This window comes from Streptomyces sp. NPDC048506 (genome assembly GCF_040651315.1).
Lineage (GTDB): Bacteria > Actinomycetota > Actinomycetes > Streptomycetales > Streptomycetaceae > Streptomyces.
Genome location: NZ_JBEZIX010000052.1, coordinates 26,200 through 39,017, shown reverse-complemented (window position 1 = coordinate 39,017; position 12,818 = coordinate 26,200). Strand labels below are relative to the sequence as shown.

General features: G+C 70.0%; 12 protein-coding genes. All 12 read left to right on the top strand.

The genetic code is table 11. From position 1 onward, the window contains the following. The first annotated feature begins 34 nt into the window (after positions 1-34). The 12 genes from murF (at position 35) to AB0C96_RS33545 (ending at position 12,756) form a co-directional block, all read left to right on the top strand. The gene (gene murF / locus AB0C96_RS33600; RefSeq protein WP_362922765.1) at positions 35-1,492 is read left to right on the top strand and encodes a UDP-N-acetylmuramoyl-tripeptide--D-alanyl-D-alanine ligase; all 1,458 of its coding nucleotides are present in this window, start codon (positions 35-37) and stop codon (positions 1,490-1,492) included. Between the two features lie 5 nt (positions 1,493-1,497). Continuing rightward, the gene (gene mraY, locus AB0C96_RS33595) at positions 1,498-2,562 is read left to right on the top strand and encodes a phospho-N-acetylmuramoyl-pentapeptide-transferase (RefSeq protein WP_362922817.1); all 1,065 of its coding nucleotides are present in this window, start codon (positions 1,498-1,500) and stop codon (positions 2,560-2,562) included. Next, on the top strand, positions 2,559-4,022 hold the full coding sequence (gene murD, locus AB0C96_RS33590) for a UDP-N-acetylmuramoyl-L-alanine--D-glutamate ligase (protein ID WP_362922763.1): 1,464 nt from the start codon (positions 2,559-2,561) through the stop codon (positions 4,020-4,022). Before mraY ends, murD begins: the two co-directional genes overlap by 4 nt. 63 nt (positions 4,023-4,085) lie before the next feature. Continuing rightward, the gene (ftsW, locus tag AB0C96_RS33585) at positions 4,086-5,558 is read left to right on the top strand and encodes a putative lipid II flippase FtsW (RefSeq protein WP_362922761.1); all 1,473 of its coding nucleotides are present in this window, start codon (positions 4,086-4,088) and stop codon (positions 5,556-5,558) included. Between the two features lie 6 nt (positions 5,559-5,564). Next, on the top strand, positions 5,565-6,656 hold the full coding sequence (murG, locus tag AB0C96_RS33580) for an undecaprenyldiphospho-muramoylpentapeptide beta-N-acetylglucosaminyltransferase (RefSeq protein WP_362922759.1): 1,092 nt from the start codon (positions 5,565-5,567) through the stop codon (positions 6,654-6,656). Positions 6,657-6,678: 22 nt separating this feature from the next. Next, positions 6,679-7,494 carry an FtsQ-type POTRA domain-containing protein gene (locus AB0C96_RS33575; protein ID WP_362922757.1) on the top strand — a complete coding sequence of 272 codons (816 nt, stop codon included), beginning with the start codon at positions 6,679-6,681 and terminating at the stop codon, positions 7,492-7,494. Positions 7,495-7,777: 283 nt separating this feature from the next. Then, positions 7,778-9,010 carry a cell division protein FtsZ gene (ftsZ, locus tag AB0C96_RS33570; protein ID WP_362922756.1) on the top strand — a complete coding sequence of 411 codons (1,233 nt, stop codon included), beginning with the start codon at positions 7,778-7,780 and terminating at the stop codon, positions 9,008-9,010. Between the two features lie 14 nt (positions 9,011-9,024). Then, positions 9,025-9,765 carry a peptidoglycan editing factor PgeF gene (pgeF, locus tag AB0C96_RS33565; RefSeq protein ID WP_362922754.1) on the top strand — a complete coding sequence of 247 codons (741 nt, stop codon included), beginning with the start codon at positions 9,025-9,027 and terminating at the stop codon, positions 9,763-9,765. Then, positions 9,762-10,502, top strand: coding sequence for a YggS family pyridoxal phosphate-dependent enzyme (locus AB0C96_RS33560; RefSeq protein WP_362922752.1), 741 nt, complete (start codon positions 9,762-9,764; stop codon positions 10,500-10,502). The genes pgeF and AB0C96_RS33560 overlap by 4 nt, the downstream gene beginning before the upstream one ends. A gap of 123 nt (positions 10,503-10,625) precedes the next feature. Further along, positions 10,626-11,246 (top strand): cell division protein SepF, encoded by a 621-nt coding sequence (gene sepF, locus AB0C96_RS33555; protein ID WP_362922750.1) that lies wholly within the window; start codon positions 10,626-10,628, stop codon positions 11,244-11,246. Between the two features lie 72 nt (positions 11,247-11,318). After that, the gene (locus AB0C96_RS33550) at positions 11,319-11,612 is read left to right on the top strand and encodes a YggT family protein (protein WP_030415214.1); all 294 of its coding nucleotides are present in this window, start codon (positions 11,319-11,321) and stop codon (positions 11,610-11,612) included. Positions 11,613-11,661: 49 nt separating this feature from the next. Then, entirely contained in the window at positions 11,662-12,756 is a 1,095-nt protein-coding gene (locus AB0C96_RS33545) for a DivIVA domain-containing protein (RefSeq protein WP_362922749.1), read from the top strand. The last annotated feature ends 62 nt before the right edge of the window (positions 12,757-12,818 follow it).

Here is a 12,818-nt window from a genome sequence, read left to right as displayed (position 1 = left end):
TTCTCGACTGCCCGGCCCGCACCGGGGGTGACCTGTGATCTCCCTGTCCCTCGCCGAGATCGCGAGCATCGTCGGCGGGCAGCAGTACGACATACCGGACGCCGGCCGAACGGTCACCGGGCCCGTCGTCGCGGACTCCCGCGCGGTACGCCCCGGCGGCCTGTTCGTGGCCTTCGCCGGGGAACGCGTCGACGGCCACGACTTCGCAGCGGGCGCCGTCGAGGCGGGCGCGGTGGCCGTCCTGGCCGCCCGTCCCGTCGGCACCGCGGGCCGTCCCGTTCCGGCGATCGTCGTCGACGACGTCACCGCCGCGCTCGGCGCGCTGGCCCGTGCCGTCGTCGAGCGGCTGGGCACCACCGTCGTGGGCCTGACCGGCTCGGCCGGCAAGACCAGCACCAAGGACCTGATCGCCCAGCTGCTGCAACGGCACGGCCCGACCGTCTGGCCCGAGGGCAACCTCAACAACGAGATCGGGCTGCCGCTGACCGCGCTGCGCGCCGACGACACCACCCGGCACCTGGTGCTGGAGATGGGCGCGCGCGGCGTCGGCCACATCCGCTACCTCGCCGAGCTGACTCCGCCGCGGATCGGCGTGGTGCTCAACGTCGGCAGCGCGCACATCGGCGAGTTCGGCGGCCGCGAGCGGATCGCGGAGGCGAAGGGCGAACTCGTCGAGGCGCTGCCGACGGCCGAGGACGGTGGGGTCGCGGTGCTCAACGCCGACGACCCGTACGTCCGCGCCATGGCCGCGCGCACCAAGGCCCGCACGGTCCTGTTCGGTGAGGCCGAGGACGCCGCGGTACGTGCCGAGAATGTCCGGCTCACGGACCTCGGACAGCCCGCTTTCACGCTTCGCACACCCTCCGGGTGCAGCGATGTGACCATGCGGCTGTACGGTGAGCACCACGTGTCGAACGCGCTCGCCGCGGCCGCCGTAGCCCATGAGTTGGGCATGCCCGTAGACGAGATCGCCATCGCGCTCTCCGAAGCCGGCACGCTCTCCCGCTGGCGTATGGAGGTCACCGAGCGCGCGGATGGCGTGACGGTCGTCAACGACGCCTACAACGCGAACCCCGAGTCCATGCGAGCGGCGCTGCGGGCGCTGGTCGCCATGGGCGCCGCCGGCAAGGCGAAGGGGGGTCGTACGTGGGCGGTGCTCGGTGAGATGGCCGAGCTCGGTGAGGAGTCACTCGCCGAACACGACGCGGTCGGGCGGTTGGTCGTCCGGCTCAACGTCAGCAAGCTCGTGGCAGTCGGCGGCAGGGAAGCGGCCTGGCTCGACATGGGCGCCAAGAACGAGGGTTCGTGGGGTGAGGAGTCGGTGCACGTGTCCGACGCGCGGGCGGCGGTCGACCTGTTGCGCAGCGAGCTGCGACCGGGAGACGTCGTACTGGTGAAGGCGTCCAGGTCGGTGGGGCTGGAGCGGGTCGCCGCAGCATTGCTGGACGACGGGGGCCTGATGGGCGCTGAGGGTGGAGCCGCGTCCCGATGAACTCGATGAAGCAGATCCTCTTCTCCGGAATGATCGGGCTCTTCCTGACCCTGATCGGCACCCCGCTGCTGATCAAGCTGCTGGCCAAGAAGGGGTACGGGCAGTTCATCCGCGATGACGGTCCGCGCACCCACGGCAGCAAGAAGGGCACGCCCACCATGGGCGGTATCTCCTTCATCCTGGCCACGATCATCGCGTACGCCCTGACGAAGGTGATCACCTCCAGCGATCCGACCTTCTCCGGTGTGCTGGTGCTCTTCCTCTTCGCGGGGATGGGCCTGGTCGGCTTCCTGGACGACTACATCAAGATCGTCAAGCAGCGTTCGCTGGGCCTGCGGGCCAAGGCGAAGATGGCCGGCCAGTTGATCGTCGGCATCGCCTTCGCAGTGCTCTCGCTCCAGTTCGCCGACATGCGCGGACAGACCCCGGCCTCGGACCGGCTGTCCTTCACCCAGGACTTCGGCTGGCAGATCGGCCCGGTGATCTTCGTCATCTGGGCGCTGTTCATGATCCTGGCGATGTCCAACGGCGTGAACCTCACCGACGGCCTCGACGGCCTGGCCACCGGCGCCTCGGTGATGGTCTTCGGCGCGTACACGTTCATCGGCATCTGGCAGCACCAGGAGTCCTGCGCCAACCAGATCACCGCCGGACCGGGCTGTTACGAGGTCCGGGACCCGCTCGACCTCGCGGTCGTCGCCTCCGCCCTGATGGGCGCCTGCTTCGGCTTCCTGTGGTGGAACACCTCGCCCGCCAAGATCTTCATGGGCGACACCGGCTCGCTGGCCCTGGGCGGCGCGCTGGCGGGCCTGGCGATCTGCTCCCGCACGGAGCTGCTGCTGGCCATCCTCGGCGGCCTCTTCGTCCTGATCACGATGTCCGTGGTCATCCAGGTCGGTTCCTTCCGGCTCACCGGCAAGCGGGTCTTCCGGATGGCACCGCTGCAACACCACTTCGAACTCAAGGGGTGGTCGGAAGTCCTTGTGGTGGTCCGGTTCTGGATCATTCAGGGCATGTGCGTCATCGTGGGACTCGGCATCTTCTACGGCGGCTGGCAGGCAGCGAAGTGACCACGCACGACCCGACCTGGCATCCCGAGGGGTTCGCCGGTCGACACCTCACCGTCGCCGGCCTCGGCGTGAGCGGCGTTCCCGCCGCCCGCGCCCTGGCCGGCCTCGGCGCGCACGTCACCGTCGTCAACTCCAGCGACGGCGAGCGCGAGCGCGCGCAGGCCGCCGAGCTGGAGGCGCTGGGCGTCACCGTCCGCCTGGGCGACGGCGACACCCTCCCCGAGGGCACCGAGCTGATCGTCACCACCCCCGGATGGAAGCCGACCAGCCCGCTGTTCCTCGCGGCCGAGAAGGCGGGCATCGAGGTGTGGGGCGACGTCGAGCTGGCCTGGCGGCTGCGCGGCCCCGACTCCGCCCCCTGGCTGGCGGTCACCGGCACCAACGGCAAGACCACCACCGTCCAGATGCTGGCGTCGATCCTGACGGCCGCAGGTCTGCGCACGGCCGCCGTCGGCAACATCGGCGTCCCGCTCGTCGACGTGGTGCTCGGCGAGGGCCGCAAGGACGGCGCGTCGTACGGGCCCTATGACGTGCTCGCCGTCGAGCTCTCCAGCTACCAGCTGCACTGGGCGCCCTCGGTGCGGGCGCACTCCGCGGCCGTCCTGAACCTCGCCCCCGACCACCTCGACTGGCACGGCTCCATGGAGGCGTACGCCGCCGACAAGGGCCGCATCTACGAGGGCAACACCGTCGCCTGCGTCTACAACGTCGCCGACCCGGCGACCGAGGACCTGGTCCGGGCGGCCGACGTCGAGGAGGGCTGCCGGGCCATCGGCTTCACCCTCGGCACTCCGGGCCCGTCCCAACTGGGCGTCGTGGACGGCATCCTCGTCGACCGCGCCTTCGTCGAGAACCGGCACCAGCAGGCCCAGGAGTTGGCCGAGGTCTCCGACGTCCGGCCGGCGGCCCCGCACAACATCGCCAACGCCCTCGCGGCGGCGGCGCTGGCCCGGGCCTTCGGGGTGCCGCCGACCGCCGTGCGCGACGGGCTGCGCGCCTTCCACCCGGACGCCCACCGCATCCAGCACGTCGCGGACGTCGACGGCGTCACGTACATCGACGACTCCAAGGCCACCAACACCCACGCCGCCGAGGCGTCGTTGGCGGCGTACGAGCACATCGTGTGGATCGCCGGCGGGCTGGCCAAGGGCGCGACCTTCGACGACCTGGTGCGGAAGTCGGCGGACCGGCTGCGCGGGGTGGTGCTGATCGGCGCCGATCGGGCGCTGATTCGCGATGCCCTGGCGCGACACGCCCCCGAGGTCCCGGTGGTCGACCTTGACCGGACCGACACTGGGGCGATGCCTCAGGCGGTCCGGGAAGCGACCCGCCTGGCCGAGCCCGGCGACACGGTTCTGCTGGCTCCGGCCTGTGCCTCGATGGACATGTTCGTCAATTACAACAAGCGGGGCGACGCCTTCGCCGATGCGGTCGGAGCCCTGACCGCACAGGATCACTAGCCCGGTTTCTCCCCGCTGTCGCCGCGACCCGACGGCGAGCACACCTGTGGAGGGACGACGAGGATGACGGCCCGATCGGCGAAGACAGGGCGGGCGGGTGGGAGCTCGGCTGCGCGGGCGGGTGGGAGCTCGGCTGCGCGGGCGGGTGGGAACTCTTCCGCTCGGGCGGGTGGTGGTTCCTCCGCACGGGCGGGAAAGGGCACGGCCGCCGCGGCGCGTCCGCCCCGCCGGACGCCCTCGGTGCGCCCGCCGCGCGGTGGACGCACCCTGGGCGGTGCGCCCCGGCGCCTGCACACCCGGCTGAGACGGGCCTGGGACCGTCCGCTGACCGCGTACTACCTCATCCTCGGCGGCAGCCTGCTGATCACGGTCCTGGGGCTGGTGATGGTCTACTCGGCGTCCCAGATCAAGGCGCTGCAATCCGGCCTGGCCCCGACGTTCTTCTTCCGCAAACAGCTGCTCGCCGCCGCTCTCGGGGGCGGGCTGCTGCTGTTCGCCGCCCGGATGTCGGTGCGTGTGCACCGCACGCTGGCCTATCCGCTGCTCGCGGCCTCGGTGCTGCTGATGTCCTTGGTGCAGATCCCGGACATAGGGGTCGCGGTCAACGGCAATCAGAACTGGATCAACCTCGGTGGGCCTTTCCAGATGCAACCGAGCGAGTTCGCCAAGCTCGCGCTGGTGCTGTGGGGCGCGGACCTGCTGGCCCGCAAGCAGGACAAGAAGCTGCTGGCGCAGTGGAAGCACCTGCTGGTGCCCTTGATCCCGATGGCCTTCCTGCTGCTCGGACTGATCATGCTCGGCGGTGACATGGGCACCGCAACGATTCTCACCGCGATCCTCTTCGGCCTGTTGTGGCTGGCCGGGGCGCCGACCAGGCTGTTCGTGGGGGTGCTGGGCAGCGCCGCGGTGCTCGGCGCGCTGTTGATCGGCACCAGCGCCAACCGCATGTCCCGGCTGGCCTGCATCGGCGCGACCGATCCCGGCCCCGGTGATCAGTGCTGGCAGGCCGTGCACGGGATCTACGCCCTCGCCTCCGGCGGATTCTTCGGTTCCGGTCTCGGCGCGAGTATGGAAAAATGGGGTGAACTCCCTGAACCGCACACCGACTTCATCTTCGCCATCACCGGGGAGGAACTGGGTCTGGCGGGGACGCTGTCGGTGCTCGCCCTGTTCGCGGCTCTAGGCTATGCGGGTATCCGCGTGGCCGGACGCACGGAGGACCCCTTCGTACGGTACGCCGCGGGAGGCGTGACCACCTGGATCACGGCCCAGGCCGTGATCAACATCGGTGCGGTGCTCGGTCTGCTGCCGATCGCCGGTGTCCCGCTCCCGCTGTTCTCCTACGGAGGCTCCGCCCTGCTGCCGACGATGTTCGCCGTCGGGCTCTTGATCGCCTTCGCGCGTGACGAGCCCGCCGCACGGGCGGCGTTGACGGCCCGGTCGGCGCGGAAGCCGGTCTCCGGTAGGAAACCGGCTGGGGTGAGATGGAAGACGATGAGACGGCGCGTCAAGAAGCGGCCGTCCGGAGAGCGGTGAATTTCGGTGCATGTCGTACTCGCCGGTGGGGGGACCGCCGGCCACATCGAGCCCGCGCTCGCCCTCGCGGACGCACTGCGGAGGCAGGACCCCACCGTGGGGATCACGGCACTCGGCACGGAGAAGGGCCTGGAGACCCGGCTCGTCCCCGAGCGCGGCTATGAGCTCGGCCTCATCCCGGCCGTACCGCTGCCGCGCAAGCCCACGCCCGAACTGATCACCGTCCCCGGGCGGCTGCGTGGCACCATCAAGGCCGCCGAGCAGATCCTGGAGCGCACCAAGGCCGACTGCGTGGTCGGCTTCGGTGGCTACGTCGCGCTGCCCGGCTACCTGGCCGCCAAGCGGCTCGGCGTGCCGATCATCGTCCACGAGGCCAACGCCCGCCCCGGTCTGGCCAACAAGATCGGCTCGCGGTACGCCACGTTCGTCGCCGTCAGCACCCCCGACAGCAAGCTGCGCGGCGCCCGCTACGTCGGCATTCCGCTGCGCCGCACCATCGCCACCCTCGACCGTGCCGCGGTCCGCCCCGAGGCGCGCGCCGCGTTCGGCCTCGACCCCAACCTGCCGACCCTCCTGGTGTCCGGCGGTTCCCAGGGCGCCCGTCGCTTGAACGAGGTCATTCAGGCCGCCGTTCCGGCCCTCCAGCGGGCCGGCATCCAGGTGCTGCACGCGGTCGGCCCCAAGAACGAATTGCCGCATGTGGACAACATGCCGGGCATGCCCCCCTATGTCCCGGTACCGTACGTGGACCGGATGGATCTCGCGTACGCCGCGGCCGACATGATGCTCTGCCGTGCGGGCGCGATGACCGTCGCCGAGTTGTCCGCCGTCGGGCTCCCGGCCGCGTTCGTCCCGCTGCCCATCGGCAACGGCGAGCAGCGGCTGAACGCCCAGCCGCTGGTCAACGCCGGCGGGGGCCTGCTGGTCGACGACGCCCAGCTGACCCCGGACTGGGTGCAGGGCCATGTGCTCCCGGTCCTCTCGGATCCGCACCGGCTGTACGAGATGTCCCGCGCGGCCTCCGAGTTCGGCCGCCGGGACGCCGACGAGCTGTTGGTCGGCATGGTGTACGAGGCGATCGCGCAGCGGAACAAGTAGCGCACGAGAGAAGGCAGGGAGCGTGGCCGGACCGACGACCGCCCGGCGCGGCGAAAAGAAGTCACCGTCCGGCCCGCCCTCCGCCGAGGCGCCGGCCGGACGAAGATTCCGGTGGGTGCGCGGTCCCCTCCGCGCGCCGGGCCTCCGCGGTCTGATCATCATCACGGTCCTCGCGGTGCTGCTCGGCGGGTTCGGCGTCTGGGCCCTGTACGGCTCGAACTGGCTTCGGGTGGAGCGTGTCCAGGCCACCGGCACCGACGTGCTGACCCCGCACGAGGTCGTGTCCGCGGCCCACGCCCCGCTGCACGCCCCCCTGGTCTCGGTGGACACCGATGCCCTGGCGCGGCGGCTGAAGTCCCGGTTGTCGCGCATCAAGACGGTTGACGTCGAGCGGTCCTGGCCGCACACGATCGGTCTGAAAGTGACAGAAAGGACGCCGGAACTGGTGATGCGAGAGGGCGGAAAGTTCGTCGAAGTGGACGTCGAGGGCGTCCGATTCGCCACCGTCGCCGCCGCCCCCAAGGGCATTTCGCTTCTGGAAATGGCCGTTTCGGACTCCCCGAGCCTGCGCCGGTTCGGAATCGAGCGTCTGCGACGGGCCGGGGTCGAGGTCTCCCGGGACCTGCCCGCGGCCGTGCACAAGGACCTGCGTGCAGTCCGGGTGCGGTCCTACGACTCCATCACCCTCGAACTGGCCGACGGACGCACGGTCGCCTGGGGCAGTCGCGAACAGGGCGCCGAGAAGGCGAAGGTGCTCACCGCGCTGCTGAAAGCGGCACGTGACGCGCGCCACTTCGACGTGTCCGTCCCCAGTGCCCCCGCAACGTCGGGGAGTTGACGTACGGAGTCGCAGGCCAGCACCCTGGATGGCTACGACTATGGGTGATCACATAGGGTGAAAAGAAAAACGGGAGGTTCGGCGTGTTCGTTGAACGCGCGCGCCTTGTCGACTTAGTGTCTCGTTCCAAAGGGACTATGGAACCGAGGAACACAGGCACACGTAACCCTAAACTTCAACGTTAGGGTTCGGGTCGGCGATACGGACCGTCCCATCGGCATCAGTCGGCGTCCACACGCACAGTGCGGCGACGACACGTAACTCGAGGCGAGAGGCCTTCGACGTGGCAGCACCGCAGAACTACCTCGCAGTCATCAAGGTCGTCGGCATCGGCGGCGGTGGCGTGAACGCCATCAACCGGATGATCGAGGTCGGGCTCAAGGGCGTCGAGTTCATCGCGATCAACACCGATGCGCAGGCGCTGCTGATGAGCGACGCCGACGTCAAGCTCGACGTCGGTCGCGAAATGACCCGCGGCCTCGGCGCCGGCGCCAACCCGGATGTGGGGCGCAAGGCGGCCGAGGACCACCGCGAGGAGATCGAGGAGGTCCTCAAGGGGGCCGACATGGTCTTCGTGACCGCGGGCGAGGGCGGCGGCACCGGCACCGGCGGCGCACCCGTCGTCGCCAACATCGCGCGCTCGCTGGGCGCCCTGACGATCGGTGTGGTCACCCGGCCGTTCACCTTCGAGGGCCGCCGTCGCGCCAACCAGGCCGAGGACGGCATCGCCCAGCTGCGCGAAGAGGTCGACACCCTCATCGTGATCCCCAACGACCGACTGCTGTCCATCTCGGACCGCCAGGTGAGCGTGCTGGACGCGTTCAAGTCCGCGGACCAGGTGCTGCTGTCGGGTGTCCAGGGCATCACCGACCTGATCACCACCCCGGGCCTGATCAACCTCGACTTCGCCGACGTCAAGTCCGTGATGTCGGAGGCCGGCTCGGCCCTCATGGGCATCGGTTCGGCGCGTGGCGACGACCGCGCGGTGGCCGCCGCGGAGATGGCGATCTCCTCGCCGCTCCTCGAGGCCTCCATCGACGGCGCCCGCGGGGTGCTGCTCTCCATCTCCGGCGGTTCCGACCTCGGTCTCTTCGAGATCAACGAGGCCGCGCAGCTGGTCAGCGAGGCGGCGCACCCGGAAGCCAACATCATCTTCGGTGCGGTCATCGACGACGCGCTGGGCGACGAGGTCCGGGTGACGGTCATCGCCGCGGGCTTCGACGGCGGCCAGCCGCCGGCCCGTCGCGATGCGTCCGCGCTCTCCTCCCCGAAGCGCGAGGAGCCCGCCCCGGCGCCGAGCCGTTCGACCGCCCCGCCGGAGCCGCGGACCTCCTCGTCCTTCGGCGGCCTCGGTTCGGTTCCGGTACGGGACGAGGAGCCGGCCCCGGCCGAGTCCTCCCCGTCGCTGGGCGAGGTCTCGACGTCCCCCGCGAGCGCTCCGCAGGTTCCCCCGGCCCGTCCGTCGTACTCCGACGCCGCGGCCGAGGAACTGGACGTTCCCGACTTCCTGAAGTGACGTAAAGCACCGAAGTGATAGGGCAACAGCACCACGAGAGCGGCGCGCACTTCGCCTTCACCGACAGGTGGGGCGGGGTGAGCGCCGCTCCGTATGAGCAGCTCAACCTGGGCGGTGCGGTCGGCGACGACCCGCAGGCCGTGCACACCAACCGGGCCCGCGCGGCCGCGGAGCTCGGCCTCGACCCGGCCGCGGTGGTCTGGATGAACCAGGTCCACGGCCGGGACGTGGCGGTGGTCGACGGGCCATGGGGCGAAGCCGACATTCCATGCGTGGACGCGGTGGTGACGACCCGCCGCGGTCTGGCGCTCGCCGTTCTGACCGCCGACTGCACCCCGGTCCTGCTGGCCGATCCGGTCGCGGGGGTCGTGGGCGCCGCGCACGCCGGCCGGCCCGGTCTGGTCGCCGGGGTGGTGCCGGCGGTCGTCGCGTCGATGGTGGAACGGGGCGCCGAGCCGTCCCGGATCCTCGCCCGCACCGGCCCCGCGATCTGCGGGCGCTGTTACGAGGTGCCCGAGGCGATGCGCTCCGACGTCGCCGCGGTGGTGCCCGAGGCGTATGCGACGACCAGTTGGGGAACCCCCGCGGTGGACGTCACCGCCGGGGTGCGCGCCCAACTCGCCGCGGCGGGCGTGGAGATGGGTGACGATCCCCACATCTGTACCCGCGAATCCGCGGACCACTTCTCTTATCGGCGCGACCGCACGACCGGACGGCTCGCGAGTTACGTATGGCTGGGGGAGACGGAGCGGTGACGGACGACGACGACCGTAGAACGCAGCTGGCGAACAACCTGGCGCGGGTGGAGGATCGTATCTCCGCCGCCTGCGCCAAGGCCGGTCGGCCGCGTGACGGGGTGGAACTGATCGTGGTCACCAAGACCTACCCCGCGAGCGACGTCCGACTGCTCGCGGAACTGGGGGTGCGCCAGGTCGCGGAGAACCGTGACCAGGAGGCGGCGCCCAAGGCCGTGGATTGCGTTGATTTGCCGCTTACTTGGCACTTCGTTGGACAACTACAGACCAACAAGGTGCGGTCTGTGGCCGGTTATGCCGGAATTGTTCAGTCGGTCGACCGGGCCAGACTCGTCGCCGCGCTCTCCAAGGAGGCGGTGCGTGCCGAGCGCGAGCTGGGGTGCCTGATCCAGGTGGCGCTCGACGCGGAGACGGGGCTGGGGGGGCGGGGTACTGCCGAGCGGGGCGGGGTGGCACCGGGCGGTGTGCCGGCGCTCGCCGAGGCGATCGCGGAGGCCCAAGGGCTACGCCTGGACGGTGTGATGATGGTCGCGCCGCTGATCGGACCGTATGCCGGGCGCCAACTCGCCGCATTTGAACGACTCATGGAAATCTCAACCGACCTGCGCGCCACCCATCCTGCTGCCAACATGGTGTCAGCAGGCATGAGCGCGGACCTTGAGGATGCCGTGGCGGCCGGTGCGACACATGTGCGCGTCGGCACTGCGGTACTCGGAGTCCGACCACGGCTCGGGTAACGTCGCCAAGCAAGTCGGACCACAGCACAAAATATGGTCATTTCCGCAGAAAGCGGAAATGGCACGTGGATCCAAGGCCCCTGGTGACGGAGCCGATCCACCACAGAGCGGAGGACGCAGAGAATGGCCGGCGCGATGCGCAAGATGGCGGTCTACCTCGGCCTCGTGGAGGACGATGGGTACGACGGCCGGGGGTTCGACCCCGACGACGAGTTCGAGCCCGAGCTTGACCCGGAACCCGATCGGGGGCGGCGGCAACAGCACCAAGTGCCCGCCGAAACACGCCCGGAACGGGACGAACCCGTCCGAGCCGTGACGCCTCCGGCGCAACGCGAGCCGGCTCCGCTCACCGTGGAAAGTGGACGACCCGCCCGAATCGCCCCCGTGGCATCCATCACACCTGAACGACCAAATCTGGAGAAGAACGCACCGGTGATCATGCCCAAGGTCGTGTCCGAGCGGGAGCCCTACCGCATCACCACGCTGCATCCGCGGACCTACAACGAAGCCCGTACCATCGGGGAACACTTCCGTGAGGGCACTCCGGTGATCATGAATCTCACGGAGATGGACGACACCGATGCGAAGCGACTTGTCGACTTTGCGGCCGGATTGGTGTTTGGTCTTCACGGCAGCATCGAGCGGGTGACGCAGAAGGTGTTCCTGTTGTCGCCTGCTAACGTCGATGTCACGGCGGAGGACAAGGCCCGTATCGCAGAGGGCGGGTTCTTCAACCAGAGCTGAGACGCAACACCGGGCACACCGCGGCCGTGAGGCCAACACAGCAGCAAGGGCAAGGGGAGAGGGAAGCGCGAGATGAGTGTCGCTGGTCAGGTGATCTATATCGCGCTGTACTGCTTCCTGATCGTGTTGATCTTCCGGCTGGTGATGGACTACGTGTTCCAGTTCGCCCGTTCATGGCAACCCGGCAAGGCGATGGTGGTCATTCTTGAGGCCGCCTACACTGTCACTGATCCGCCACTCAAGCTTCTGCGGCGGGTAATCCCGCCGCTGCGTCTCGGGGGCGTGGCGCTCGACCTGTCCTTCTTCGTATTGATGATCATCGTCTACATCTTGATCACCGTCGTGAGGTCGGTGTTGTTGGTGTGAACGATACGGTCTTGCCGATTGCCGACGACTACGTTGAGGTGAAGTAGAGATGCCGTTGACCCCCGAGGACGTGCGGAACAAGCAGTTCACGACCGTCCGCCTCCGAGAAGGCTATGACGAGGACGAGGTCGATGCCTTCCTCGACGAGGTCGAAGCCGAACTGACCCGGCTCCTGCGGGAGAACGAGGACCTCCGCGCCAAGCTGGCCGCCGCGACCCGCGCCGCTGCGCAGAACCAGCAGCAGGGTCTGCGCAAGGGGCCGGACCAGCAGCAGGAGCAGCAGCAGCGTCCTGGGGCTCCGGTGCCCGCCGCCATATCCGGTCCGCAGCCGGTCCCGCCGCAGCAGCAGGGGATGGGTGGCCCGCCCCAACTGCCCGGTGGTGCACCGCAGCTGCCTCCCGGTCCCGGTGGCCACGGCCCGCAGGTTCCGCACGGCCCCGGCCCGATGGGCCCCGGCGGTCCGATGGGCGGCCCGATGGGCCCCGGCGGACCGCAGCTCGGCGGCGGCCAGCAGGGCGGCCCGGGCGGTGACAGCGCGGCCCGCGTGCTGTCGCTGGCACAGCAGACCGCCGACCAGGCGATCGCGGAGGCCCGTTCCGAGGCCAACAAGATCGTCGGCGAGGCGCGCAGCCGTGCCGAGGGCCTGGAGCGCGACGCCCGCGCCAAGGCCGACGCGCTGGAGCGGGACGCGCAGGAGAAGCACCGCGTGGCGATGGGCTCGCTGGAGTCGGCCCGCGCGACGCTGGAGCGCAAGGTCGAGGACCTGCGGGGCTTCGAGCGGGAGTACCGCACGCGGCTGAAGTCCTACCTGGAGAGCCAGCTGCGTCAGCTGGAGAACCAGGCGGACGACTCGCTGGCCCCGCCGCGGACCCCGGCGGCCCCTTCGCTGCCGCCGTCCCCGTCGATGGCGTCGGCCGGTGCCGGCACCATGGGCGGCAACCACACCATGGGGGGCGGCCAGCCGATGGGCGGCAACCACACCATGGCCGGGCAGGCCAGCAGCGCTCCGTCCTACGGCGGTCAGCAGCAGATGTCGCCGGCGATGACCCAGCCGATGGCTCCGGTGCGGCCGCAGGGCCCGTCGCCGATGCAGCAGACGCCGTCGCCGATGCGGGGATTCCTCATCGACGAGGACGACAACTGAGGTCCGCCTAGCGCGTACCGTCGGCAATCAGGGCCGGGCCCCGAGGGATTCCCTCGGGGCCC